The organism is Asaia sp. W19 (assembly GCF_003994335.1).
In the GTDB taxonomy this organism is placed as follows: Bacteria; Pseudomonadota; Alphaproteobacteria; order Acetobacterales; family Acetobacteraceae; genus Asaia.
Genome location: NZ_PNQZ01000043.1, coordinates 75,530 through 100,398 on the forward strand (window position 1 = coordinate 75,530; position 24,869 = coordinate 100,398).

Consider the following 24,869-nt stretch of genomic DNA (forward strand, 5'->3'; position numbering starts at 1 on the left):
GCAGAAGATCCCCGCCAGATTGTCGCTGACCAATCAGTCAGGGAGCGGACCGTCATGGAGCAGATCGTTATCGACCCGCCCGTGATCGACTTGCCAGCCCGTCGGCAGGTTGAGGATACGCCATCCAGCGACACCCTGATTGTCCGACCGGTGATCTCTCGTAAAGAGCTGGACCTGTTTATACGCCTGCCACGTCATCTCTATAAGGGGTTGCCGGGCTATCGGGCGCCGCTCGATATGGAGCAGAACGATCTGCTCAACCCCAAGCGAAACGGCATTTTTCGCCATGCCTCCGTGCGCTATTTCATGGCGTGGCGCGACGGCAAACCCGTTGGGCGTATTTCGGCGGTTGTGGATGGCAAGGCTCTCGAAGCCTGGGATGAGAAGATCGGCTGGTTCGGCGCACTCGATGCCCTGCCCGATCTGAAAATCTTCCGTGCGCTGCTGGATACTGCTGAAGACTGGCTGCGTGAACAGGGCATGCACCGTATGCGCGGGCCTGTGACGCTGGGCTATCACGGCGAGTCAGGTCTGATGATCGCGGGGCAGCGTGAAGCGCCGATGATCGGAACACCATGGCATCCTGAAACCTCCCGCACGTTTCTGGAAGAACTCGGATTCGAGGGAACGCGTGATCTCCTGACGTTCAAGCTCGACCTGACCGATGATCTGGATGATCGTCATGTCGTGCCTGGCGCGCTGAAGCCGGGCGAAGGCAAGCTGGGCGATGTCACCGTGTCGCATCTTTCCAAGAAGCAGATCACGGCGCAGGGGGAAGTCCTTCGGTCGCTTTATAACGATGCCTGGGCAGGCACCTACAACTTCGTGCCCCTCCAGGATTACGAGATGGCGGATCTGATCAACCAGCTCAAACTGGTCCTGCGCCCGGAGCATTACGTCCAGATCGACCGCGCCGGTGAGCCTGCAGCCATGGCTCTGGTGGTGCCGAACATCTTCGACATCACCCGGGATATCGACGGTGCCCCTTCACCTCTGGGCTGGGCGAAACTTGGAACCCGCTTGCTGGCTCATCGGTTCGAGTCCGCTCGTGTCATTCTGCTTGGGGTCTCGCACACGGTGCGCGGCACGTTGCTTGGCGCGTTGATGCCGTCACTGGCAATCGACGAACTCATCCGACGTCGCGCCACCCTGCCCTATAAGTCAGTCGAGCTCGGCTGGATCCTCGATACGAACACGCCGATGCTCAACCTCGTCAAACGCCTCGTGCCTGAGCCAAATAAGGTGCATCGCGTATACGAGAAAGATATCGCCTTAAACTGATCGAGCGTCGATGCGCACGAGCCCGAAGGCGCAGTGCCTTCCGCTCGGGCGCGCTCTTCGAGCCTGCGATCCGAACCGGGCGCCTGCATTGACCCTGCGCGCTCGCAGGGCTGTTCCAGCAACCGGCGGAAAGGACGCCTGAACCGTCCCTCCCTTCAACGGTCAGAAATGCTGCCAGCCCTTGCGTGTCAGATTTACGTCACGTCCAGCGCCGTTCAGCACCCGCACACCGCTTCCCTCACGCACATGTCCGATAGGGGTCGCTTCAAGCCCCGACTGTCGGGATGCCTGACGGATCGCATCGGAGGCCTCTTCAGGCGCTGTGAAGAGAAGCTCGTAGTCATCCCCGCCGGTCAGGCAAGTTTCGAGCCAGGCCCCGCCAAGCGCTCTTACCTGCGGTGAAAGCGGCACCGCCTCCGCCTCGATATCGATCCCTACCCCGCTTTCATGGGCAAGATGCCCTGCATCCTGCACGAGGCCGTCAGAGACATCCATCCCGGCCGAGGCGAAGTTCTGGACAGGGAACCCGAGACGGGGCTGCGGCAGGCGATAGCGTGCGGTCAGATAGCCATCCGCATCGGGCACCTCTCCGAGGCGCGCCATGAGCCCCATGGCACCGTCGCCGATCGTTCCTGTCACCCAGAGCCGATCGCCCGGCTTGGCGCCGCACCGACTGACGGCACGCCCGCGCGCCACTTCTCCGATGATCGTAAGGCTGAGCACGAGCGGACCTCGTGTCCCGGTAGTGTCGCCGCCAAGAAGGCGCACGTCATAAAGCGCCTGATCATGCGCAAGACCGGCGCTGAAACTGGCAAACCAAAGATCATCGAAGCCGGAAGGGCGGCTGATATTCAGCAGATAGGCGCGCGGTACAGCGCCCATAGCCGCGCAATCCGACAGGCTCACACGCAGCAATTTGCGGCTCACCGTTTCTGCCGGATCGTCAGGGAGAAAGTGAACGGCTTCCACCAGCGTATCGGTAGAGAGAATGAGCTGCCTCCCCTCCGGCACATCCAGAAGGGCCGCGTCATCCCTGAGCCCGAGCGCTCCCTCACCGGCCAACGGCCGAAAGAAGCGCTCGATGAAGTCGAACTCGCCGCCACTCATGTCAGGAGACGTCAGCCGCGTCCCCGATCGCCTTGCGCTTTTTAACCAACGTGTCGAGCACACCATTCACAAGGCGGGCTTCGTCGCCGGAGAAAAAGCCATGAGCGACGTCGAGATATTCGTTGATGACGACGCGGCTGGGAATGTCCTCGCCCAATTCCCATACCGCTGCGCGCAGCAGGGCACGCAGGACAGGGTCGAGACGCATCAGAGGCCAGGTCGAGGGTAGAGCGCCGCTCAGCACTTCATCAATGTGATCCTGGGCGAGGGTTGCGCCCTTGACGACCAGACCGAACAGACGGAAATCCGCATCAGGTACGTAGCCCTCCTCGAAGCCCTCCTCATTGCTGCCAGCAAGACGGTGACGCTGGAACTGACTGATGACCGTCTCGGCATTCTCCCCTCCCTGCTCGCACTGGAACAGCGCCTGTACGGCCGCCACCCGGGCAACGGTGCGCGAGCGCTTGGGCGCATTCTGGTTCTTGGGCTGGTCTGTCATCGTCATACTTCCTTGTCTTTCCCGTGCTCACCCGACGGCGAAAGAGGGCTACCCTCCTCGCCTGGCCGCATATCCGTGAGGAGCTTCGAGAAAGCCTCTACCTCGCGAAAATCGCGATATACACTTGCAAAGCGCACATAAGCGACACCGTCGATACTGTGCAATGCATCCATCGCCAATTCGCCGATACGCGAGGAAGAAATTTCGGCTTCGCCGGAGGCTTCGAGCTGACGGACCAACCCGTTGACGATGCGCTCCTGGCGCTCTTCCTCCACCGGGCGTTTGCGCAGGGCAATACGAATGGAGCGCGCGAGCTTGTCGCGGTCGAATGGAACACGGCGGCCATCCATCTTCGTCACGACTAGTTCACGCAGCTGGACCCGTTCGATCGTCGTGAAGCGTTGCGCACATGCCGCACAGACACGTCGACGCCTGATTGCGGCGCCATCATCTGTCGAACGACTATCCTTGACCTGCGTATCTTCATGGCCGCAGAACGGACAATTCATGTGAGTTTCCCCCTGATGGGCAGATGATGGCACGACCCCGACCCGTGGCCGGGGGCGCAGAAAGGAGCGTATCAGTGACAAGAGTGCAAGCTATTCTGGCATCTCTCGTGACAGTTTGCATGGCAGGTGCCGCGTCATTCCCATCCGTGGCGCTGGCCCAGACGGATGATAACAACCTTCCGGGCCAGAAAAACGCCAATCGCGACATCACGATCGAAGGCTGGATGCGACGCGCGCCGCATTTCCCCGGTCTGGCCGCTGCCTATTTCACCATCGTCAACAAGGGACACGAGGCGCATCTGATCTCGGGGGTCAGTTCTCCCGATTGCAGCGCCATCGAGGCCTTTCACAGCGAGCAGGAAGTGACCAGCCACACAGCCAATCTGTTTTCACATTTCACGATCCCTGCCGAGATGACGATGGTGTTCCCCGAGGGAGGCTATCACCTGATCTGTCGTGATTTCCCGGACGGGCCGAAGCCGGGGCAGTCAATTCCGCTGACCTTCAACTTCCTGGGCGGCACATCCGCGACAGTGACCTTCCTGCTGAAAGAATAACTCCCCGGACGGTCTCGCAGCCCCCCGCCCGAAAACCCGAGAGGCTGCGATTGAGGCCGGGGTGTCATTCTGAGCCAACTGCCCAGGCTGAAGGCGTTATCTCAGCCCTCTTCCAGCACGGCGATCACTGCATCGCCGTACCGTTTGAGTTTCGAGGCACCTACGCCCTTGATATCCGACAGCGCCTCGACGCTGTCGGGATTCTCGCGCGCAATCTCACTCAGAACGGCATCGTGGAAGATCACATAGGGTGGAATCTCCTGCTCACGCGCCTCGTCGCGGCGCCAGCGACGCAGGGCTTCGAAACGTTTGCGCTCATCCTCATCCAGAGAATCAATCACCGTAGACGCTGGCAGGGAACGCCCCGCGCTCGCAGCAGCCTTGATCGGGTCCACGCGGAGACGCAATTTTTCCTCGCCACGCAGGATCGGCCGGGCAGCTTCGACATCAAGCCCAAGCGTGCCGTGCTCGCCGCTCATGCGAATGGCGCCGCGTGCGATAAGCTGGCGGATAACACCGCGCCACCACTGCTCGGAGTGCTCCCTGCCAACCCCGAATACCGTCAGATGCTGATGTGCGTGACGCTCGATGGCTTCAGTGAGCTTGCCACGCAATACGGTGGTCAGATGGACCGCGCCAAAACGCTGACCGGTCCTGTATATGGCCGACAGAACCTTCTGAGCAGCCTCCGTCCCATCGAATGTCTCCGCAGGGCTGCGGCAATTATCGCAATGACCGCAGGGACCGTCCAGTGGTTCGCCAAAGCAGGCGAGCAGGGCCTGAGTACGACAGCCGACCGTCTCGGTAAGCGCGATCATGCTCTCGAGACGCGCCTGCATGACGCGTTTCTCCGTCTCCGGGGCGTTTGATTGCTCCAGCCAGTATCGGGCTCGGGCCATATCCTCACCGCCATAGAGCAGCAGCGTGTCCGCCGGGGCGCCATCGCGCCCGGCACGACCGATCTGCTGATAATAGGCCTCCGGAGAAGCAGGCATGTCGAGATGGACGACGCACCGCACATCAGGGCGATCAATTCCCATACCAAAGGCGACCGTCGCCACGATCACCATGGGCTCGCCGCTGCGAAAGCGCATGAGCGTCGCGTGTTTCTCCTGCGAGGAAAGCCCGGCGTGGAACGGAAGCGCATTGAAGCCGCGCTCCCTCAGGCTTTTGGCCATGCGCTCCGTGCGGTTGCGGCTGCCGCAATAGACAATGCTGGCATCTTCCTTGTGCCGCTCCAGCGCGTCCTGAACCTGCTTCGTTTCCGATCCCTTGGGCGAGGCCGCGAGGAACAGATTGGGGCGATGGAAGCTGGAGGTCAGCCGATGCGCCTCGGGCATGCCCAAGGCCTGAAGGATATCATCCTGAGTACGTGAATCAGCCGTTGCAGTCAGGGCAATACGCGGAACGCCGGGAAAAATGCTCGGAAGATCTGCGAGGGCACGGTATTCCGGCCGAAACTCGTGCCCCCATGCTGACACGCAGTGAGCCTCGTCGATCGCGAGCACCGAGACCGGATTGCGCGCGAGCCAGCGGGCCGTGCCCGGCGAGACGAGACGCTCGGGAGATATGTAGAGAATATCCAGCCGTCCGTCGCGCAAATCGTTGCGGATCTGCTCCAGGCGGGACGGGTCGAGCTCCGAATGGAGGGCTGCTGCGTTGACACCGAGCTGGCGAAGCGCCGCAACCTGATCGTCCATCAGGGCAATCAGGGGCGAGATGACAATGCCCATTCCAGACCTGCAGAGGGCGGGCACCTGATAGCACAGGCTCTTGCCGCCCCCCGTGGGCATGATGACGAGGACATCTTCCCCCGCCATCACCGCCTCAATCACATCCTGCTGCTGACCTCGAAAGGACGAGAAGCCAAAGACTCGGTGCAGAACCGCATCGGGCGTCTCGTCATGAGGGAAACCGGCCTCTGCAATGGGACCGGTTTCAGGGGCATCAGGAACAGTCAAAAGTCAGGCGATATCCGGTCTAGATCAGGGGGTCGACGGGTCGATTTCGATGGTCACGACGCGCGAAGCGACGCGTGCATCTTCGTTGTTCTTAGGCGGGCGAGCGATCTGGGTGATCTGGGCGCCATCCACACCGGACTTCGTCAGCGCGGCGGCAACGACCTTGGCGCGCTCGACTGACAGCATCTCGTCGGTAGAGAGATTGCCACGGGCACCCGCATGGCCAATCACCTCAACCACCTTGGCGTGGCTCGCGCGCGCGTCAGAAGCCGCCTTGTCGATGATGCTCTGGGCTGTCGGAGAAATGGTCGTGGAGGCGGGTTCGAAGAATACCGGATAGCGATCGCGATCGCCCGTGCCGGTGCAGGCAGTAAGCCCGGCGAAAGCGCAAACCGACAACATCACTGGCAGACGACGCATCATTATTTCCTTTTCGAATCGCCGTGACAGCCACGGTTCCGTGGTTCTGTCACTGCCGTGTGACACTCTTTCCGTCAAGCAGACCCACCTCGCCCTGCCGGACACAAGCGCGCAATGTCTACGTGCCTGCACAGTGCGATCAGGCCCTATCTCAAAGCGGCAAAGGCAATGCTCGGCCCTCATCAAGTCGCCAGGCCCTGTCCAGTCTCTCGACCCCGGTCAGGCGATGCGCGATCAGGATGACTGTACGCCCTTGCATGGACCGTCCGAGGGTCTTGAGAAAGGCGCGCTCGGTTGCTGAATCGAGCCCGGTGGCAGGCTCGTCGAGCACCATGATCGGTGCGTCCTGGAGCAGGGTGCGCGCCAGGGCAATACGGCGTCCCTGACCACCGGAGAGCAGCGCACCGCCCTCACCCACCCAGCTATCCAGCCCCTCGGGCAAGGCCTGTACGGTCTCAGCCATCTCCGCTTTTTCGAGCGCATCCCAAAGCCGGTCGTCGGGCACATCGTCACGCCCGAGCAGAAGGTTGTTGCGAATAGTGTCGGCAAACAGATGCGTCGCCTGTGAAAGCCATCCGATCTTGCCGCGCAACGACGCGGTATCCAGTGTCAAGATGTCGTGGCCGCCGAACAGGATCTCGCCTGCCTCGGGGTGAGCGACCTTGAGCAGGAGCGCCGCAAAGCTGGATTTTCCGGCACCCGACGGCCCAATCAGCGCGACATGTTCGCCAGCGCGTATGGTCAGGGTCACCCCCTGGAGCACCGGCGCACGCGCCATGTCCCAACGATAGGTTACCTCGCGCAGCACGAGATCCCCCGCCTCCGGCGCGGGACACCCTGTTCGGTCAGCCGTATGGTCCTCACGGGCAATCGCCACCACGCGTTCGGCAGCCTGTCCGACGCGCCCGGCAAGAACGCTGGTGCGCGCCAAAGTCCCTACGGATTCGAAGATCGTACCGGTCAGAAAAACGAGCGCCACCCCCGAGACGAGGCTGAGGGTCATGCCGGGGAAACCGACGAGACTGAGCAGGATCAGGACAAGGGCTGCCTGTCCAAGGAGATAGGACACGGCCCCCGCCTGCGCCATGGCCTGCGCCTGAACCAGTTGAGCCTCATGCAGACGCGCTTCCTCACCAACGATACGCTCGGCGAGCAGCGCCTCTCCCGAAAAGGCCCGCGCCTCGCGCAGCCCGGTCGCGAGATCGAGCGCCGCCACACGCAGAGAGGACTCCGCATGCAGGATCGTCTGACTTCGATGCGCGCTGCGCCGTGCGGCCAGAAGCGGGATCACACACCCTGCCAGAACGAACAGGAACCCGAGCGACAGGCCGAGCCTCAGGGACTCTCGCCCCGCCACCACCACGAGTACAGGCAGGGCAATCAGAATACCCAGAGCCGGCATGGCGATACGCAGATAGATGTTATCGAGCAACTCGATGTCGCCGACCAACCGGTTGAGAAGGTCCCCTGCGCGCCGGAACCCCAACCCGGCTGCGGCGCCCCCTGCGAGGTGACGGAAAAACCAGACGCGCAGCGCGGCAAGCGCCCGGAACATCGCGTCATGGGCAAAAAGCCGCTCGGCATAGCGCAGCCCGATACGCGCACCGCCAAAGAGCCTCAGCAGACCAAAAGCGATGCCCGTGCCGAGCGCAAGAGTCGTCACAGTGATCCCTGCGTTCCACATGAGCGCAAACCCGCTCATGGCAGCAAGGGCTGAGAGGATCAGGCCAAAACCGAGGCGCGCATAGTAAGGTCTCCAGACGACGAGAATGCGTATCAGTGCCTGCGAAACGCGGATCCTGTCTTGCCCCTTGGAACTTGCCGGCGTCACTATCATCGGGCTCATGATAGGGACTCCCTGTTGCGGTCTGAGCTTAGACGAAGCGTCGCCGTGGCGAAGGCTTTCATGGCTTCGGAGTGGGAACTCAGAATGACTGTTCTCCCCTCTGAAAGACGACGCAGGGCTTCCATGATTTCCTGCTCCGTCTGGGGATCGAGATGCGCCGTCGGCTCATCGAGTAGCAAGAGCGGAGCATCCTTGAGATAGGCGCGCGCGATCGCGACGCGCTGGGCTTGGCCGCCTGACAGGCCAAATCCACCCTCACCAATCTCTGTATCCAGCCCTTTGGGAAGATGGCCGAGGAAACTGTCAATGGAGGCTGCCTTGATGGCGCGCTCCAGTTCGTTTTCATTGGCGTCTGGCCGCGCAAAGAGCAGATTGTCGCGCAGTGTGCCGGCAAAAAGCACCGGCTTCTGGCCGATCCAGGCAAGGTGTCGCGCAATATCACGGCCCCTCATGGTCGCGATATCCTGATCATTGAACAGGATGCGCCCAGCATCGGGCTTGATGAAACCCAACAGCAATTCAATCAGGGTCGATTTGCCCGCGCCGGAGGGACCATCAAGCAGCAAGACGTCCCCAGGGGTTACGGTGAAGTCGACCCGATCCAGAATGAGCGGTCCTTGCTCCTTCCAGCGATAGCAGAGACCTTCGGCGCGAACAGTCACAACCAGAATGGGCGATTCACGCTCCTGCGCGATCTCGTCTTCAGGAGCGGCCAATCCGCTGCCGAGCCCTTCCATCGCCTCAGCCGCCCCGGCCGCATGGGCCCGATCCTGATAGGCCAGAGCGAGCCCTCTGAACGGCGCAAAGAATTCCGGCACGAGAAACAGTGCGAACAAGGTCTCGGTCAGATGCGGCGCGGGCTGGATACTGGGCGCCGCCAGACCGTTGAGATGGACGAAATGTCCCTGTGTCAGGACGATCAGAATTATCGCTGCGACCATGGCGATGTCGATCGCTGCGGAAGAGAGAAACGCAACGCGCAGAATCTTCATGGTGCGTCGGCGCAGATCATCAGCCGAATGCGACAGGGCTTCGGCCTCCCGATCCGTCGCATTGGCGAGCACGATGGTCGCAACGCCGCGAATGCGATCCAGAAAGCGCGCCTGCAGGCGTACCATGGCAAGAAACTGGTTGCGTGATGCCAAAGCGGCCCCGATGCCAAACACGGCCTGGGCTACCGGAACAAGTCCGCCGCAAACCGCAAGGATCAGGGCCGCCCTCGGGTCGACGGCAAGTACGGCAATCAGCACGAGAGCCGGAAAAAGCATCCATGTCATGGAGGCGGGAAGCCAGCGCGCGAAATATCCGTCGAGCACTTCGATACGGTCTACGAGCAGCGCCGCGATCTCGGCGGAATGCTGGCGACGCAGCAGGGCTGGCCCGATATCGATGACGGAATCCAGAACAGAGCGACGCAAACGGGCGCGCGCCACGATCCCGGCCCGTGCCGCGAAAAGCTCCTGGACACATAGACACAGTGCGCGCGCCACAGAAAGCGCAGCGAAACCGGCAATCAGTCCGGTAGCCGTATGAAGGCTGGCCTGAGGTTCGAGGCCGGGGAGCACACGTGCGACAAGCACACTGCCAATAATGGCCGCGAGACACCAGGCCTGACCGATCCCAATAAGGGTACCGAAAGATCCGGAGATCACTACGGGCAGGGCTGCTCGCCTGGCTGGACCCGCTTGCTGCCGGACCCAGGCCCGAACCAGTTTCTTGTCTACGCCGCTCATGACGCTGGGATATAGGCAATCACGCCGCGAAACGGTAGTGACCCCGGCCCCAGATTGCAGAACATTAAGCCGTCTTTCCCTGACCGGACCATGTCATCCAACGCTTTTGAAACTGCTGACCAAAAGAGCGGGAATAATGACCATTGGGTCTCTCTCCACGCAAAACAGCAGGCGCGGGGACCGCTGATTCAGTCATGCGAAACCGCAGCAGAACTGACCATTCGCCCGGCAATCGAACGCGTCGACTCCCGCTGCTGACCCGATAGGAACGGAGGCAAACAGGCGCGCATCACATAAAGCAAAACCCCGCCGCGGCGCGACGGGGTAAAGCAAGGGGGCAGTCAGACCATCGAGCCGCGCCCCCGGGCCTTCCTCTGCGTGACCAAGAGGTCACGCGAGAGCAGTCTTACTGGCCCGAAGAAGCCGGCATGGACGAGGCAGGCATCTTCATCGAGCCGTCCATCGGCATTGGAGCGGGCGCCGGAGCAGTCGCACTGGCCGTCGGAGCAGAGGCTGGGGCCGTTGCCGGAACCGGGGTCTGGGCCTGCTGCAGGCTGCGGGCATTCAGGTCTTCGGTGGAAGCCGAACCCTTATCCGCCTTCTTGTGGTGCATGGCCGACTTGCCCTCATGCGCCTTGTGCGGAGCGTGCTTGGCGAAAGCGGGGGTGGCGATGGCAAAAGCAGCGGCCATCAGCGTGGCGCCCATAGCGGAAAACTTCATGGTACTTCCTTCCAGAATTCGCGGATCCCGGGGTGTGAACGTGGATTTGGGCCACGCTCATACCCGTCGATAAGCACGAAACGTAACGAAGCCGTTGCAGTTTCTTCTGCCATCGAAAACGACAGCGTGATCAGTCGCGGATGACAGCGCCGGGCTGAGACGACACGCCATAAGTGTCGCGCGCGCGCTTGATGAACGCCGATACCATGAGGCGCACACCCTCATTGAACACGACCCCGATCGCATTCTGAAGCAGACGCGAGCGGAACTCGAAATCGACGAAAAAATCCACCAGGCACCCGCGCGGCTCGGGGGTGAACGTCCAGACATTGTTCAGATAACGGAACGGCCCTTTCTCGTAACGCACGCGGATACGATGGGGACGATCGAGGGACACGCGGCTCGTAAAGGTTTCGCGGAACGGGCCGAAACCTACTGTAAGATCCGCAACGAGTTCCTCGTCGGTGCGGGACTTGATGGTGGCCTTGACGCACCAGGGCAGAAATTGGGGATAGGCACCCACATCGGCTACGAGATCGAAAAGCTGTTCAGGACTGTAAGCGATCAACCGTTGCTCGGCATGGGTGGGCATTATTGTCTCTCCGGCGAAAGCGCATCCTGCTTTAGCCTGTTCTGTCGCGCCTCACGCAGCGCAGCGAAATCTGAATCAGCATGGTAGGACGAGCGCGTCAGCGGGCTCGAACTGACCTGAAGAAAACCCTTGGCACGCGCCATGCGGGCGAATTCCTCAAACTCGTCAGGCGGCACGAACTTGGCTACGGCCGCATGTTTGGGCGTGGGCTGTAGGTATTGCCCCATGGTGATGAAATCGACATCGGCAATGCGGAAATCGTCCATCACCTGCGCCACCTCCATTTTCTCCTCACCCAGTCCCAGCATCAGACCGGATTTGGTGAAGATGGACGCATCCAGCGCCTTCACATCATCCAGAAGGCGCACGGACTGAAAATAGCGAGCGCCTGGCCGGATAGACGGATAAAGTCGGGGGACAGTTTCGATGTTGTGATTGAAAACATCGGGGCGCGCCTTCACGACCACCTCGAGTGCCCCCGGCTTGCGCAGAAAATCAGGAGTCAGGATCTCGATGGTGGTTTCTGGTGAGGCCTCGCGCACCCGTGCAATCGTCTGCGCAAAGTGGAGCGCACCGCCATCGGCCAGATCGTCGCGATCGACCGAGGTGATGACTACATGACGCAACCCGAGCTTGGCCACGGCCTCGGCCACGCGCTGCGGCTCGTCCATATCCAGTGCCTTGGGCATACCCGTCGTAACGTTGCAGAACGAGCAGGCCCGGGTACAGATCTCCCCCATGATCATCATGGTGGCATGACGCTGCGACCAGCACTCACCGATATTCGGGCAGGCCGCTTCCTCACAGACCGTCACCAGCCTGTTGTCGCGCATGAGCTTGCGCGTCTCCTGATAGACCGGGCTGTTCGGCGCCCTCACCCGTATCCAGTCTGGCTTGCGCTGGATCGGGTTATCGGGCCGATTGGCCTTTTCAGGATGGCGGAGCGAGCCCGACTTCCGGTGATCGATGGTGATGCGCTGCATGGTCATGACTAGAAGTGGAGTGCCCCACCCCAGGCTGCAAGAACCGATTCATGCATCGTTTCCGAGATGGTCGGATGCGGGAAAACGGTTTCCTTGAGTTCGGCCTCGGTCAACTCGGAGGTACGCGCGATCACATAGCCCTGGATCATTTCCGTCACCTCGGCCCCGATCATGTGCGCGCCCAAGAGTTCACCGGTTTCGGCGTCGAAAATGGTCTTTGTCAGACCATCTGGCTCACCCATGGCCAGCGCCTTGCCGTTGGCCAGGAAAGGAAAGCGTCCGATCTTGAGCTTGCGTCCCGTCGCCTTCGCCTTTTCTTCGGTCAGTCCCACGGAAGCGACCTGAGGGCGGCTATAGGTGCACCCCGGGATGTTGAGCGGATGGAGCGGCTCGGGATCGTGCCCGGCAATCTTTTCGACGCAGATCACACCCTCATGGCTCGCCTTGTGCGCCAACCAAGGCGCGCCGGCCACGTCGCCGATAGCCCAAAGGCCCGGCTCGCCGGTGCGGCAGAACTCATCGACGATGATGTGGGTCTTGTCGATCTTGACCTTGGTCTGCTCGAGACCGAGATCCTCGACATTCCCGACGATCCCGACAGCCAGGATTACCTTGTCCACAACAAGATCGGTCGTGCCCGAGGCTGTTGTGATCCGGGTGGAGACCGTCCCCTCCTTCTTGTCGAGCGGGCCGACCTTGGCGCCGGTCAGCACCTTGATGCCCTGCTTCTCGAAGGCCTTCTGCGCCATGGCGCTGATTTCGGCGTCCTCGGCAATCATGATACGGTCCGCCACCTCCGCGATGGTCACTTCCGCGCCCATGTTGCGATAGAAGGAGGCGAACTCGACGCCAATCGCGCCGGACCCGATCACCAGGAGGCGCTTCGGCAGTTCCTTGGGCACCATCGCCTCGCGATAGGTCCAGACCAGTTCGCCATCGGGCTCCAGCCCCGGGAAGTGGCGGGCACGGGCCCCTGTGGCTAGAATCACATCCGGCGCTGCAATACGGCCGGTCTCACTGCCATCCTTGGTGATGGCGACGACATGCGCCTTGCCATCGCGTCCAGCGAGCTTGGCATGGCCGTCATACACCTTGACCTTGGCCTTTTTCAGCAAGCCTGCCACGCCCCGGGAAAGCTGGCGCGAGACAGAGCGTGAGCGGGCCACCACCTTCTCGATATCGAAGCTCACCTTCTCCGCACTGAACCCGAACTCGTCCAGGTTATGCAGTTGATGGTTCAGCTCGGAGGCACGCAGCAACGCCTTGGTCGGGATGCAGCCCCAGTTGAGGCAGATACCGCCCAGATGCGTGCTTTCCACAACCGCGACATTCTTGCCAAGCTGGGCGGCGCGCAGGGCAGCGACATACCCGCCCGGACCGCCACCGACGACGATCAGATCGAATTTGTCCATGGCTCAGATCACCAGTGAATAAGGGTTTTGAACGATATCGCGCAGCGCGTTCAACCATTGGGCGCCCAACGCACCATCGACGGCGCGATGATCGACCGAGAGCGTGGCTGTCATGACCGTCGCGACGGCAAGCTGGTCACCACGCACAACGGCGCGTTTCTCACCTGCGGCGATCGCCAGAATACCGGCCTGGGGTGGGTTGATGATGGCAGCAAACTCACGCACGCCAAACATGCCCATATTCGAGATCGAGAAGGTGCCGCCCTGGAATTCCTCGGGCTTCAGCTTGCCGTCACGCGCACGCTTGGCCAGATCACGCGCCTCGGCGCTGATTGCGCGCAGGGATTTGCGGTCAGCCTGACGAATGATCGGGGTGATCAGGCCATCGGGAATGGAGACTGCCATCGAGATATCGATCTCGGGAAAATGCAGCGTCTCTGCTTCGGTGTACTGGACATTCAAACCCGGGCAGTCGCGCAAAGCGAGAGCCACGGCCTTGATCATCATATCATTGACCGAGATCTTGAACTGGCCTTCTCCCTCGCTCGGCGAGGCCGCATTGAGCTTTGAACGCAGCGCCAGCAGCGCGTCGAGTTCGATATCCACCGACACATAGAAATGCGGGACGGTCTGCTTGGACTCGCTCAGGCGACGCGCAATGACCTTGCGCATGGACGAGTTGGGCACGCGCTTCGCTTCGGCGGGCACCATCACCGGAGCGGCCGCGGCAGCCGTGGTAACGGGCTTCGCATTCTCGACGTCGCGACGAAGAATACGCCCGTTCGGCCCTGTTCCCTTGAGCGCCGCGAGGTCGATCCCTTTTTGCGACGCGATGCGGCGCGCGAGAGGCGATGCAAAAACGCGCTTGCCTGCGGGCCCAGCGACAGGCGCGGACTGCGCCGGAGAGGGCTGGGCTGAAGCGGCCGGGGTCGAAGCAGGCTGGGCAACGGTCTGCGGTGCGGGTTCGGCTTTCTTTGCAGCAGGCGCCTCGACGGCGTCCGGCACGGCTTCGCCCTCATCGACCAGAATAGCGATGGGAGAATTGACCTTCACCCCCTCACTGCCTTCGGGAACGACGATACGCCCGAGAATGCCCTCATCGACGGCCTCGACTTCCATCGTGGCCTTGTCCGTCTCGATCTCGGCAATCAGATCGCCCGATTTGACCGTGTCGCCCTCCTTCTTCAGCCAGCGCGAGAGGGTTCCCTCGGTCATGGTCGGAGAAAGAGCGGGCATCAGGATATTGGTAGCCATGGTCGCAGCCCCTCAGAACAGTTTGCGAACCGCGTCCACCACCCAGTCAGGCTGCGGAAGCGCATGTTTTTCGAGATTGGCGGCGTAGGGCAGCGGGATATCGAGACCGCAAACGCGCGCAGGCGGGGCATCGAGATAATCGAAGGCCTGTTCGCAGGCGATCGTACAGATCTCGGCGCCGATACCGGCCACGGGCCAGCCTTCCTCAACGGAGACGATACGGCTCGTCTTCTTCACGCTGTTGATGATCGTCTCGGTATCGAGCGGACGGATGGTGCGCAGGTTGATCACCTCCGCCTCGATCCCCTGCTCGGCCAGCTTCGCAGCAGCCTCAAGCGCCACGCCAACCATGATCGAGAACGCGACCAGCGTCACATCCTTGCCTTCACGCTCGATCTTCGCCTTGCCGATGGGCAGGATGAAATCCTCATCGACCGGGCAAGGGAATTTCTGCCCGTAGAGGATCTCGTTTTCGAGCACGATCACCGGGTTCGGGTCACGAATGGCGGCACGAAGCAGACCCTTCGCGTCTTCAGACGACCAGGGGGCAACTACCTTCAGGCCCGGCACGTGGGCATACCAACTGGCGTAGCACTGCGAGTGCTGTGCACCGACGCGCGCAGCCGCGCCATTGGGGCCGCGGAACACGATAGGACAGCCCATCTGGCCACCCGACATGTAGAGCGTCTTGGCTGCGGAGTTGATGATGTGGTCGACGGCTTGCATCGCGAAGTTCATGGTCATGAATTCGACAATGGGCTTGAGGCCGGTCAACGCTGCACCAACGGCCATGCCGGTAAAGCCATGCTCGGTGATCGGAGTGTCAATGATACGCTTCTCGCCGAACTCGTCGAGCAGCCCCTGACTGACCTTGTAGGCGCCCTGATACTGCGCCACTTCCTCACCGAGCAGGAACACGTCTTCATCACGGCGCAGCTCGGCGGCCATCGCGTCGCGCAGGGCTTCACGGACCGTGATGACCGAAGTCTCGCCCCATTCGCGGTCCGGTGTCGCTACCAGGTCTTTCGGCTTCTCGGGCGCCTTCTCTTCAACCGCGGTTTGTGCGGCCGGGGCCTGGGCTGCTGCAGGGCCGTTTTCGAGAGCCGAGATATCTTCGCCTTCTTCGGCAATGATGGCGATCTGAGTATTGACGGCAACGTTTTCCGAGCCTTCCGGCACCAGGATCTTCGCGAGGATGCCGCTATCCACAGCCTCGACTTCCATGGTGGCCTTGTCGGTCTCGATCTCGGCGATCACATCGCCTGAGTTGATCTTGTCACCCTGCTTTACCGTCCATTTGGAAAGCGTGCCTTCGGTCATGGTAGGCGAAAGTGCCGGCATGAGAACAGGAGCGGCCATAACTTACGCCTCCACCAGAATATCGGTCCAAAGTTCAGAAAGATCGGGCTCGGGGCTGTTCTGGGCGAACTCCGCAGCGTCATTGACGATCTGCTTCACCTCGGCGTCGATCTCCTTGAACGCCTCGTCCGTTGTGCCCTTTTCGGACAGGAGCTTGTGCAGCGCCTCGATGGGATCACGTGTGCGGCGCATTTCCTCAACTTCTGAGCGGTCGCGATAGCGCGCCGGATCAGACATCGAATGGCCGCGATAACGGTAGGTTTCCATCTCGAGCAGGAATGGCCCCTTACCCGCACGGCAATGGGCAACGGCCTCCTGGGCCGCCTCATGCACAGCAAACAGATCCATGCCGTCTACCTTGCGTCCCGGAATCTTCCATGGAGCGCCGATCTGGGAGAGGTCATGCGCGGCGGCGCTGGAACGCTCGACGCTGGTGCCCATGCCGTAGCGGTTATTCTCGATCACATAGATGCAGGGCAGCTTGTGCAGGGCAGCGAGATTGAAACTTTCATAGACCTGACCCTGCTGGGCCGCGCCTTCCCCGAAATAGGCAACGCCCACCTCATCGGTGCCGCGATATTTGTTCGCGAAAGCGAGGCCCGTACCGATAGCGACCTGCGCGCCCACGATGCCATGACCGCCGTAGAAATTCTTCTCACGGGAAAACATGTGCATGGAGCCGCCCTTGCCATGCGAATAACCATCCTTGCGTCCGGTCAACTCGGCCATGACGCCGCCAGGGCTCATGCCCATCATCAGCATATGGGCGTGATCGCGATAGGAGGTCACGATCTTGTCGCCTGGCTTCATAGCCAGCGACATACCAACGATCACAGCTTCCTGGCCGATATAGAGATGGCAGAATCCGCCGATCAGTCCCATGCCGTAAAGCTGCCCTGCCTTTTCCTCAAAGCGACGCAGCAGGAGCATATCGCGATATGCCGTGCGCACTGTCTCCAAAGGCAGGATCGGTCCGTTATGATCAGCGAGCGGCTGAGCCGCTCCCTTATGGGCTTTGCCGGACATGCTGAGGTTCTCCTGAGCCAGACTGTTGCGCCAAGCGCAATTCTGGGACCGGTATTTACCAGTCCCGTTGCGCAAGTCCACAACCTAGGCTGTTAATATGTGCGTTAGAGAGTCCCGAGAAGGCGACGGGCAGCCAGGCCCGGGTCCTCTTCTCGCAGCAGACTTTCGCCCACGAGCACACCACTTGCGCCGACTTTGCCAACGCGCTGCACATCTTCGAGAGTACGAATACCGCTCTCGGAAACGAGGATGCGATCGGGCGGCACCAGCGGGGCAAGCTTCGCCGTGGTGTCGAGATCAGTCACGAGCGTTCGCAGATTGCGGTTATTGATGCCGATCAGCGAGGTATCGAGTGCGAGAGCACGGTTGAGCTCTGCCTCATCATGCACTTCGCAAAGCACATCCATGTCGAGTCCGCGCGCGAGTGCAATCAGCTCTGCCGCCTCGGGGTCCGTCAGGGCCGAAAGGATGATCAGGATGCAATCTGCCCCGATCAGTCGGCTCTCGTGAACCTGCCACGGCTCAAGAATGAAATCCTTGCGCAGGATCGGCAGCGGAGTGATTTCCTTGACAGCCTTGAGGTCCTCAATCGAGCCATGAAAGCAAGGGCCCTCGGTCAGGATCGAGAGGCAGATCGCACCCGCCGCCTCATAGGATTTCGCAATGCCGACCGGGTCGTAATCAGGGCGAAGAATACCAGCGGAAGGCGAAGCCTTTTTGATTTCGGCAATAAGCCCGACGCGTCGATCGGCCGCCATCTGCTTGAGCGCTTGCCCAAATCCGCGTGTCGGGACGTTCACCTCTCTCGCGCGCGCCGTGATTTCCTTGAGCGGCATGATCAGGGAACGCTGCTCGACATCGATCCGCGTACGCGCGCAGATTCGGGCCAGAACATCCGGCATATCCAGACCGGACGCAGGCAGGGAGGGTTCATCCTGCACGATGGTTCCCGGCACCTGCACATCGGGATAACCGGCTGGCGTGTCGTGTGAAGGAGCGGCAGAGGATTCAGTCATGATAAGCCTGACGTCTGGATCATGTGAGGAGAATGCGCCGTTTCGGCAGGGTGATGAGGCCCTTGCTGGGCATGAACGAGGGCGGAAAGCGCCAGGCCCGTATCGATGGCATGAGCGGCCAGCTCGACATTCCTGCGCAGAAGAGTGGGGACGATCATCGCATTTTCAAGAATGGAGGATCGCCCGGAGACATGCAGCGCGACCGCAGCGTTGAGGAGCACCGTATCACGATAGGCACCCGCCTGACCCGAGAGCATGTCGAGCAATTTGCTGGCATTATGCGCAGGGTCGCCCCCGGCAATCGCGGCAATCGGGCGATGGGGCAACCCGGCCATGTCAGGCGTGAGAATCAGCTCAAGAAAGCGCCCCTCATCCCAGGCCTGGATATGGGACAGTCCGGCCAGAGTAATCTCGTCACTCCCACCCAGGTCAGTCTCACCATGAACAGCCCAGACACATTCGGCGCCGAGAGTCGCAAGTGTTTCGACGACCGGACGCAACCAGCGTGCATCGTAGATCCCGATCATCTGCCGACGGACCTGAGCCGGATTGCAAAGCGGGCCAATCAGATTGAAAATGGTGCGAAAACCAAGTGCGCCACGTACCGGGGCGGCATGGCGCATGGCAGGGTGATGGAGCGGAGCTGCCAGAAACGCCAGGCGCCCGTCGCGCAGGCGACGCGCCTGCTCCTCGAGGTCGTGGCAAGGCTCGATACCGAGCGCCATCAAGGTGTCGGTCGCACCCGCACGCGAGGAAAGCGCCCGGTTGCCATGTTTGGCAACGGGGACGCCGAGCCCCGCGAGAACGAAGGCGACCGCAGTGGAAACGTTCAGCGTGCCCAGCCCATCCCCGCCAGTCCCGCAGACATCCATCGCATCTTCAGGCGGATCGGGCAGTATCGTCATGCAAGCGCGCACGGCGCGCACGGCGCCGCTCAGCTCATCAACGGTCTCGCCTCTCAAACGAAGCGCCATGAGAATGGCGGCCAGTTGCTCGGGAGGAACTTCGCCCCGCATGATGAGGGTAAAGAGTTTCTCGGTCTCCTCCCCTGTCAGGCGGCGCCCCTCGGCAAGACGCGTCATGACCTGTTTGAGGCGACCTGACTGCATATCCATTCAGGCGGCTTGTCTTTTCTGGCGCGCATTCCGGGCGATGTTCAGGAAGTTCGCCAGCATCATCTGCCCGTCTTCCGAAGCGATGCTCTCGGGATGGAACTGCACACCATGGACCGGAAGCGTACGGTGACGCACCCCCATGACAACTCCGTCCTGAGCACGGGCATTCACGACCAGCGTATCGGGGATCGTCTCGGGCGCCAGGGTCAGGCTGTGATAGCGCGTGGCCTGGGTCGGGCTCGCAAGGCCATGGAAAAGACCCGTGCCGTCATGGCTGATGGCATCGACCTTGCCATGCATCGGCTTGGGCGCGCGAACGACGCTCGCACCGAAGACCTGGCCAATTGCCTGATGACCAAGACAGACACCGAGTACAGGAAGAAGCGGCGCCGCGGCCTCGATCAGGGCGCAGCAGATACCCGCCTCGTTGGGAGAGCATGGGCCGGGCGAAATGACGATGGCCTCAGGCTTGAGCGCCAGCGCCTCCTCGACGCTAAGCGCATCATTGCGCCGCACATCGCAGGCCTCGCCCAGTGCACCGAAATGGTGCACGAGATTGAAGGTGAAACTGTCGTAATTGTCGATCAGCAATATCATGGCGCTAAGATGGCGTTGTCTCGTGAGAAGGTCAAATTCCGTTACATGGACCGGGGCATCAGGCCCCGATCTCCGCAGCTTGCTGTACGGCCAGTTCCGCTGCTCGGAAAATAGCGCGCGATTTATGTCGCGTTTCCATTTCCTCGCTCGCAGGATCACTATCGGCCACCACACCGCAGCCGGCCTGAACATACATGCGGCCCTTGTTCAGGATCGCCATACGCAGCCCGATGCAGGTATCCATATCGCCATCGACCCCAATATAGCCGATGCACCCCGAATAGGGGCCCCGACGCGTCACCTCGAGTTCGTCGATGATTTCCATCGCACGGATCTTGGGCGCGCCGGTGAGGGTTCCTGCCGGAAAAGCTGCACTGAGTGCATCCAGGGCGTCGCATTCCGGGCGGATCTGTCCCTGCACGGTCGATGAGATGTGCATGACATGGCTGTAACGCTCGACCACGAAAGACGAAGGCACGGTGACCGACCCCATGAGGGCGACGCGACCCACGTCGTTACGCCCCAGATCGATCAGCATCAGATGTTCGGCGCGCTCCTTCTGGTCCGCCAGGAGTTCGGCTTCGAGTCGTTCATCGGCTTCACGATCCGTCCCGCGCGGGCGTGTTCCAGCAAGCGGGCGCACAGTCACGACGCCCTCACGTAACCTTACAAGGATCTCCGGTGATGATCCTACGAGCGAAAAGCTGTCCATTTCGACAAGGAACAGGAATGGCGCGGGGTTGACCCGTCTGAGGGAACGGTAGAGCGCCAATGCGGGAAGGGGAAAAGCTGTCTCGAAACGCTGACTGGGGACGATCTGAAAGGCATCCCCCGCCGCAATGTAGTCCTGAGCAAGGCGCACCTTGTCCATGAAGGCATCGCTCGACATCGTCGAGCAGGGAGTATCGAGCGCAGAACCTGGAGGAAGAACGGGCGCTTCCTCCAGCGGGGCCGTGACCAGAGCCTGGCGAGCACGGTCGAGCAAAGCCTTTGCTCCGTCGCGCGACAGCCCCCCCTCATGCAGAGGTACCGCAAGGTGAAGTTCGTCGCGTACCGAGTCGAATACCGCAAAAAGTCCAGGACGCATCATGACGCCGTCCGGAAGATGGAGATCATCCGCCGGGGCATCCGGCAGCACCTCCATTTGTCGGACCATGTCGTAACCGAGATAGCCGAAAATCCCGCCAATCATGGTGGGCAGATTATCCGGCAATGTGGCTCGGTTTTCGTTCACCAGACGACGCAGGGAGATGAGCGGCTTCTCATCGACGTCGACAAAGGTGGAACCCGCGTCGTAAGGTGCCGCGTTGATCGATGCGATCCCATGGGTACAGCGCCACACCAGATCGGGCAGCAGGGCAATAACGGAATAGCGCCCTCTGGCAGCGCCGCCCTCAACGCTTTCGAAAAGCAGCCTGTAAGGGCGTCGCGTCTCTCCGTCGTCACCCGTCAGGGATGGCACGAGAGAGGAGAGCTTCATGAATGCCGAGACAGGCGTCAGAAGATCGGCTGCCTCGACACTGGTGAGGAAATCGGTCGTCATTCCTGCCCTGTCCCGCTCTTGAGGGCCTGCTGCAGCACCGCCATATTCGGTACAGGCTTGATCTGGCTCTCGAGCGCATGAACAAACACGACCGGCACATCGGCGCGCAAGGTCTCCTGCAACTGGCTGCGCAGGGACTCACGCAGCGCCTTCGTGCTCTCGGAACTCGCCGAAACCACGTCGTTCAGCGTGAAGACATAAAGCGCATCCCCCACCGCGATCATTCCTGTCTGGCCTTTCGACGTCGCGAAAATCTGTGCGAGAAGAGCAGAGGGCAGGCCTGCATTCTGCATCCGGGAAATCACGAGGTCCTTCTGCATGGCGGCGGCGTCGCTCGTACCGACAACTGCCTGCGAAAGACCACCGGATTTGCGCGCCGCCAGCATCAACGTTGTCGCACGCTCATCCGCCAGATGGAGTTGCTGAGCCTTCAGCCAGTCATGGCCAACCTGCTCGCGCACCGCTTCATATGGCTTGACGTGGCCCGGCTCGATTTCATCGACGAGCACAGCAAAAGCGCTGTTCTCGGGACCATTTACGAGAGATGGCTTCTCGCCCTTCTTCTGGGAGAAGATGCGCGCAATGATCGCCTTGCGTACGGCGTCACTCCCGGGCAGAGGTGCCAGCTCGCCATCCTTGGTCAGGCCCTGGGCATCAAGCGAGCCCTGTGCCGGCATGGCGCCGAGATTGGTGGGAATCTGCTCGAGATCCGCACTACCAGCGATCGCATCCTGCAGGCTCGCTATGCGAGTGCCGAGAATTTGCGGCGCTTGAGCACGAGCCACCTCGTCACGAATGGCGTCCTTCGCGCGGTCGAAATCCGTCTTGTGGGGTGGGGTGATGCTCGTCACACGGAATACGATCCAGCCTGACGGGCTTTCGATAGGCCCTTGAACCGCATTCAAGGGCGCGGCGAAGGCAGCCTTGGCCAGTTCAGGGCTTGGAATGTCGGCCTCACGAGCATTCGGGAAGGCAACTGCTGCAGCTGAGGGATCGCGTTTCTGGATCGCTTCCCAGCCTTCCTGACCTTTCCACGCCGAGAGCAGATCATAGGCCGCCTTGCGATCCTGAACCGTAAGCACCTCGAGGCTTCGCGTTTCCGGCACGTCGTATTTCTGCAGCTCAAAGTCGTAGAATCGCTTGAGATCAGCGTCGGGGATTGTGAGCGTATGTGCCACGCTCTCCGCAGTGAGGACAATGATCTTCGCGTGGCGGTATTCCGACGACCGATAAAGCGCAGTATGGTTATCATAGAAGCGGCGGAGTTGCGCCTCTTCCGGCCCGGCGGGCAAGGACAGCGCCCCGCTATCAATGCGCAATAGATCGATATGATGCTCACGGGTATTGTAGGCGACGAGCTGATCGAGCATCGAGGCAGGTACAATCATGCCGTTGCCGAGCCCCTCGATCAGATTGCGCGCACCAATGTCGTCGCGCACCCTCGCCAGTAAATCGCGCTCCGTCATATGTATCTGCGCCAGCTTGCGATCGAATAGGGCGCGATCAAATTGACCATTCGTGCCATGAAACACGCTCATGCCGAAAATCTCGTTACGAACCAGCGCATCCGGCACCTTCATGCCATTACGGTCAGCGAGCGCCAGCGCTTCGTTTTGAGCGAGCATACGCTGCAACACACCTTGCGCGACCTGCTGCTTTACATCCGGCGGGATCTGGGAGGGATCGCTGAGCCCCATCTGCTGAGCGACACGCGGCATCTCGCTGCGTATGGCCTGCGCTAGCTCCTGGCCGCCGATCTGGCGCGAGCCGATCTTGGCCGCCGTGTCGATCTGGCTGCCGTTATAGGAGCCGATCACATCTCCGACGCCCCAGCCTACAAAGGCAAGAAAAATGAGGAGCGCGATGATACGCCCGAGCCAGGAATCGACAACGAAATGCCGCAAAGTCGAAATCATACGCGCTTCAGATCCGCAATTTGCCAAAGTTTGAAGCGCTGGACCATAGTGCCAGAAGGCGCTCTTGACCAGTCAGAGCACCAAGCTGTCGGGGGAGCCGTCCCATGTGCCAGGAAGCGCCTGTCATCCAACTGACGAGAAGATGATGCGTAAAGCGTCCTACCCCCCTGTATCGGGCGTGAAAACATCCGCTAAGCAGGAAGCATCCGGGAGAGTGGAGAAAGCTTGATGCGCCAGATGATCATCGGCAACTGGAAGATGCATGGCCTGCGTGGCGATGGAATGACACTGGCCCATGAAATTGCCGCTGCCATCGGGCCTGCCTGCGCGCAGCGCGATGTGGTTCTGGCGCCGCCCTTCACCCTGACGCATTACCTTGCCCCCCTGCTGCGCGAACATGGGATCGGCTTGGGTGCACAGGACTGCCACGCTGAGGCAGAAGGGGCATATACCGGAGACATCTCAGCCGCAATGCTTGCCGATCTCGGGGTGAGTCACGTGATACTAGGGCATTCCGAGCGACGCGAGCATCATCATGAAACCAATGCCCGCATTCGCCACAAGGCTCAGCGCGCACGGGAATTTGGCCTGTGCCCGGTCATCTGTGTGGGAGAGAGTGCCCGGCAAAAGGAGGACGGTCAGGCGGAACCCTGGCTGACGGAGCAGATCACGCAAAGCCTCCCATCCGACTTCGAGGGCATCGTTGCCTATGAGCCGATCTGGGCAATTGGTACCGGCAGGGCAGCAACGCAGGAAGATATCGAATCCCGCATGGTGTTCTTGCATCGGGTACTGGCAGATCACCTCGAAACGGATGACAAAGCGACACGCGTCCTGTATGGCGGCTCAGTCAAGCCCGAAGATGCCGCGTCCATCCTCGCTGTTTCCGGCGTGGGAGGCGTGCTCGTCGGCGGAGCCAGCCTTTCTGCCGGGTCTTTTCTCGGCATCGCCCAGGCGGGTCTTTCGTCGACGTCCTGACGGCATATCTATTGTGTTTACCTGAAAGCCGGACATGACCACGCTGCTGCTCGTTCTCAATTTCTTCGTGACCATTGCCCTGATTGGCGTCATCCTCATCCAGCGCAGCGAAGGTGGCGGGCTTGGTATCGGCAGCAGCCAGGGCATGGGTTCGTTCATGACCGGCCGCGGCACCGCCAACCTTCTGACCCGCACCACCGCCGTTCTGGCGGGCGTTTTCATGGTGCTCTGCCTACTGCTGGCTGTTCTGAACCGGGGCGCCTCGACCAATGGCGGCAGTGATATTCTGGCGCAGCCCGCCCCGGCCCCCGCCGCAGCGACAACGACCCAGAATGTTGCTCCGGCCTCGCCAGCGGCCCCCGCGACCGCTCCGGCGAAGCAGTAAAGCAACAGAGCGTAAAATTTCTGCCGCCGGAGTGTCTGTGGCGGCATTCTTCTCGTTCC

23 protein-coding genes are annotated in these 24,869 nt (G+C 61.2%); 4 read left to right on the forward strand and 19 right to left on the reverse strand.

Annotation, left to right across the window (positions count from 1 at the left end):
• The first annotated feature begins 54 nt into the window (after window positions 1–54).
• The gene (locus C0V97_RS08595; RefSeq protein WP_233582059.1) at window positions 55–1,281 is read left to right on the forward strand and encodes a GNAT family N-acetyltransferase; all 1,227 of its coding nucleotides are present in this window, start codon (window positions 55–57) and stop codon (window positions 1,279–1,281) included.
• Between the two features lie 162 nt (window positions 1,282–1,443).
• On the opposite strand, the gene thiL is transcribed toward C0V97_RS08595, so the two are convergent.
• Genes thiL through nrdR form a run of 3 tightly spaced genes read right to left on the reverse strand, consistent with a single transcriptional unit; the run spans window position 1,444 to window position 3,396 of the window.
• Window positions 1,444–2,388, reverse strand: a complete 945-nt coding sequence (gene thiL / locus C0V97_RS08600; RefSeq protein WP_127102207.1) for a thiamine-phosphate kinase — start codon at window positions 2,386–2,388, stop codon at window positions 1,444–1,446.
• 1 nt (window position 2,389) lies between these two features.
• Complete coding sequence (nusB, locus tag C0V97_RS08605) at window positions 2,390–2,893, reverse strand: transcription antitermination factor NusB (protein ID WP_127102208.1); 504 nt, start codon at window positions 2,891–2,893, stop codon at window positions 2,390–2,392.
• A complete protein-coding gene (gene nrdR / locus C0V97_RS08610) occupies window positions 2,890–3,396 on the reverse strand; it encodes a transcriptional regulator NrdR (RefSeq protein ID WP_127102209.1) in 507 nt (168 codons plus the stop codon). The genes nusB and nrdR overlap by 4 nt, the downstream gene beginning before the upstream one ends.
• A 74-nt stretch (window positions 3,397–3,470) precedes the next feature.
• Between nrdR and C0V97_RS08615 the strand changes: the two genes are divergently transcribed.
• Window positions 3,471–3,953, forward strand: coding sequence for a copper chaperone PCu(A)C (locus C0V97_RS08615; protein WP_158625386.1), 483 nt, complete (start codon window positions 3,471–3,473; stop codon window positions 3,951–3,953).
• A 101-nt stretch (window positions 3,954–4,054) separates the two neighbouring features.
• Here C0V97_RS08615 and recQ read toward each other — a convergent pair whose 3' ends face one another.
• The 16 genes from recQ to C0V97_RS08695 form a co-directional block, all read right to left on the reverse strand.
• The gene (gene recQ, locus C0V97_RS08620; RefSeq protein WP_127102285.1) at window positions 4,055–5,881 is read right to left on the reverse strand and encodes a DNA helicase RecQ; all 1,827 of its coding nucleotides are present in this window, start codon (window positions 5,879–5,881) and stop codon (window positions 4,055–4,057) included.
• A gap of 57 nt (window positions 5,882–5,938) precedes the next feature.
• On the reverse strand, window positions 5,939–6,337 hold the full coding sequence (locus C0V97_RS08625; protein ID WP_158625387.1) for an OmpA family protein: 399 nt from the start codon (window positions 6,335–6,337) through the stop codon (window positions 5,939–5,941).
• Between the two features lie 148 nt (window positions 6,338–6,485).
• Complete coding sequence (gene cydC, locus C0V97_RS08630) at window positions 6,486–8,180, reverse strand: thiol reductant ABC exporter subunit CydC (protein ID WP_233582060.1); 1,695 nt, start codon at window positions 8,178–8,180, stop codon at window positions 6,486–6,488.
• Window positions 8,177–9,913 (reverse strand): thiol reductant ABC exporter subunit CydD, encoded by a 1,737-nt coding sequence (gene cydD, locus C0V97_RS08635; RefSeq protein ID WP_127102212.1) that lies wholly within the window; start codon window positions 9,911–9,913, stop codon window positions 8,177–8,179. The genes cydC and cydD overlap by 4 nt, the downstream gene beginning before the upstream one ends.
• A gap of 406 nt (window positions 9,914–10,319) precedes the next feature.
• On the reverse strand, window positions 10,320–10,634 hold the full coding sequence (locus C0V97_RS08640; protein ID WP_127102213.1) for a hypothetical protein: 315 nt from the start codon (window positions 10,632–10,634) through the stop codon (window positions 10,320–10,322).
• A 130-nt stretch (window positions 10,635–10,764) separates the two neighbouring features.
• The gene (locus tag C0V97_RS08645; RefSeq protein ID WP_127102214.1) at window positions 10,765–11,226 is read right to left on the reverse strand and encodes a type II toxin-antitoxin system RatA family toxin; all 462 of its coding nucleotides are present in this window, start codon (window positions 11,224–11,226) and stop codon (window positions 10,765–10,767) included.
• Complete coding sequence (gene lipA / locus C0V97_RS08650; protein WP_370265262.1) at window positions 11,226–12,209, reverse strand: lipoyl synthase; 984 nt, start codon at window positions 12,207–12,209, stop codon at window positions 11,226–11,228. The genes C0V97_RS08645 and lipA overlap by 1 nt, the downstream gene beginning before the upstream one ends.
• An 8-nt stretch (window positions 12,210–12,217) precedes the next feature.
• Window positions 12,218–13,621, reverse strand: a complete 1,404-nt coding sequence (gene lpdA / locus C0V97_RS08655; protein ID WP_127102216.1) for a dihydrolipoyl dehydrogenase — start codon at window positions 13,619–13,621, stop codon at window positions 12,218–12,220.
• Between the two features lie 3 nt (window positions 13,622–13,624).
• Window positions 13,625–14,875, reverse strand: a complete 1,251-nt coding sequence (locus C0V97_RS08660) for a pyruvate dehydrogenase complex dihydrolipoamide acetyltransferase (protein ID WP_127102217.1) — start codon at window positions 14,873–14,875, stop codon at window positions 13,625–13,627.
• A gap of 12 nt (window positions 14,876–14,887) precedes the next feature.
• Entirely contained in the window at window positions 14,888–16,234 is a 1,347-nt protein-coding gene (locus C0V97_RS08665) for a pyruvate dehydrogenase complex E1 component subunit beta (protein WP_127102218.1), read from the reverse strand.
• A gap of 3 nt (window positions 16,235–16,237) precedes the next feature.
• Window positions 16,238–17,260: a pyruvate dehydrogenase (acetyl-transferring) E1 component subunit alpha gene (pdhA, locus tag C0V97_RS08670; RefSeq protein ID WP_127102219.1), complete on the reverse strand. Its 1,023-nt coding sequence runs from the start codon at window positions 17,258–17,260 to the stop codon at window positions 16,238–16,240.
• 104 nt (window positions 17,261–17,364) lie between these two features.
• Window positions 17,365–18,276, reverse strand: coding sequence for an indole-3-glycerol phosphate synthase TrpC (gene trpC, locus C0V97_RS08675; RefSeq protein WP_127102220.1), 912 nt, complete (start codon window positions 18,274–18,276; stop codon window positions 17,365–17,367).
• On the reverse strand, window positions 18,273–19,391 hold the full coding sequence (gene trpD / locus C0V97_RS08680) for an anthranilate phosphoribosyltransferase (RefSeq protein WP_233582061.1): 1,119 nt from the start codon (window positions 19,389–19,391) through the stop codon (window positions 18,273–18,275). The genes trpC and trpD overlap by 4 nt, the downstream gene beginning before the upstream one ends.
• Window positions 19,392–19,988, reverse strand: coding sequence for an aminodeoxychorismate/anthranilate synthase component II (locus C0V97_RS08685; RefSeq protein ID WP_127102221.1), 597 nt, complete (start codon window positions 19,986–19,988; stop codon window positions 19,392–19,394).
• A 58-nt stretch (window positions 19,989–20,046) separates the two neighbouring features.
• On the reverse strand, window positions 20,047–21,531 hold the full coding sequence (locus C0V97_RS08690) for an anthranilate synthase component I family protein (protein ID WP_127102222.1): 1,485 nt from the start codon (window positions 21,529–21,531) through the stop codon (window positions 20,047–20,049).
• Window positions 21,528–23,447 carry a peptidylprolyl isomerase gene (locus tag C0V97_RS08695; RefSeq protein WP_127102223.1) on the reverse strand — a complete coding sequence of 640 codons (1,920 nt, stop codon included), beginning with the start codon at window positions 23,445–23,447 and terminating at the stop codon, window positions 21,528–21,530. The genes C0V97_RS08690 and C0V97_RS08695 overlap by 4 nt, the downstream gene beginning before the upstream one ends.
• Before the next feature lie 228 nt (window positions 23,448–23,675).
• Here C0V97_RS08695 and tpiA point away from each other — a divergent pair, with 228 nt between their 5' ends.
• Window positions 23,676–24,425, forward strand: a complete 750-nt coding sequence (gene tpiA / locus C0V97_RS08700; protein ID WP_127102224.1) for a triose-phosphate isomerase — start codon at window positions 23,676–23,678, stop codon at window positions 24,423–24,425.
• 34 nt (window positions 24,426–24,459) lie between these two features.
• Window positions 24,460–24,810: a preprotein translocase subunit SecG gene (gene secG, locus C0V97_RS08705; RefSeq protein WP_127102225.1), complete on the forward strand. Its 351-nt coding sequence runs from the start codon at window positions 24,460–24,462 to the stop codon at window positions 24,808–24,810.
• Window positions 24,811–24,869: the final 59 nt, after the last annotated feature.

Bases quoted from the DNA above. Each gene is read 5' to 3' on its own strand.
- nusB (WP_127102208.1), bottom strand. From the start codon at position 2,893: ATGACGATGACAGACCAGCCCAAGAACCAGAATGCGCCCAAGCGCTCG.
- pdhA (WP_127102219.1), bottom strand. From the start codon at position 17,260: ATGTCCGGCAAAGCCCATAAGGGAGCGGCTCAGCCGCTCGCTGATCAT.
- lipA (WP_370265262.1), bottom strand. From the start codon at position 12,209: ATGCAGCGCATCACCATCGATCACCGGAAGTCGGGCTCGCTCCGCCAT.
- C0V97_RS08595 (WP_233582059.1), top strand. From the start codon at position 55: ATGGAGCAGATCGTTATCGACCCGCCCGTGATCGACTTGCCAGCCCGT.
- trpD (WP_233582061.1), bottom strand. From the start codon at position 19,391: ATGGATATGCAGTCAGGTCGCCTCAAACAGGTCATGACGCGTCTTGCC.
- C0V97_RS08640 (WP_127102213.1), bottom strand. From the start codon at position 10,634: ATGAAGTTTTCCGCTATGGGCGCCACGCTGATGGCCGCTGCTTTTGCC.
- C0V97_RS08685 (WP_127102221.1), bottom strand. From the start codon at position 19,988: ATGATATTGCTGATCGACAATTACGACAGTTTCACCTTCAATCTCGTG.
- cydD (WP_127102212.1), bottom strand. From the start codon at position 9,913: ATGAGCGGCGTAGACAAGAAACTGGTTCGGGCCTGGGTCCGGCAGCAA.
- cydC (WP_233582060.1), bottom strand. From the start codon at position 8,180: ATGAGCCCGATGATAGTGACGCCGGCAAGTTCCAAGGGGCAAGACAGG.
- C0V97_RS08625 (WP_158625387.1), bottom strand. From the start codon at position 6,337: ATGATGCGTCGTCTGCCAGTGATGTTGTCGGTTTGCGCTTTCGCCGGG.
- C0V97_RS08665 (WP_127102218.1), bottom strand. From the start codon at position 16,234: ATGGCCGCTCCTGTTCTCATGCCGGCACTTTCGCCTACCATGACCGAA.
- lpdA (WP_127102216.1), bottom strand. From the start codon at position 13,621: ATGGACAAATTCGATCTGATCGTCGTCGGTGGCGGTCCGGGCGGGTAT.
- C0V97_RS08695 (WP_127102223.1), bottom strand. From the start codon at position 23,447: ATGATTTCGACTTTGCGGCATTTCGTTGTCGATTCCTGGCTCGGGCGT.
- nrdR (WP_127102209.1), bottom strand. From the start codon at position 3,396: ATGAATTGTCCGTTCTGCGGCCATGAAGATACGCAGGTCAAGGATAGT.
- C0V97_RS08645 (WP_127102214.1), bottom strand. From the start codon at position 11,226: ATGCCCACCCATGCCGAGCAACGGTTGATCGCTTACAGTCCTGAACAG.
- trpC (WP_127102220.1), bottom strand. From the start codon at position 18,276: ATGACTGAATCCTCTGCCGCTCCTTCACACGACACGCCAGCCGGTTAT.
- secG (WP_127102225.1), top strand. From the start codon at position 24,460: ATGACCACGCTGCTGCTCGTTCTCAATTTCTTCGTGACCATTGCCCTG.
- thiL (WP_127102207.1), bottom strand. From the start codon at position 2,388: ATGAGTGGCGGCGAGTTCGACTTCATCGAGCGCTTCTTTCGGCCGTTG.
- C0V97_RS08690 (WP_127102222.1), bottom strand. From the start codon at position 21,531: ATGACGACCGATTTCCTCACCAGTGTCGAGGCAGCCGATCTTCTGACG.
- C0V97_RS08660 (WP_127102217.1), bottom strand. From the start codon at position 14,875: ATGGCTACCAATATCCTGATGCCCGCTCTTTCTCCGACCATGACCGAG.
- tpiA (WP_127102224.1), top strand. From the start codon at position 23,676: ATGCGCCAGATGATCATCGGCAACTGGAAGATGCATGGCCTGCGTGGC.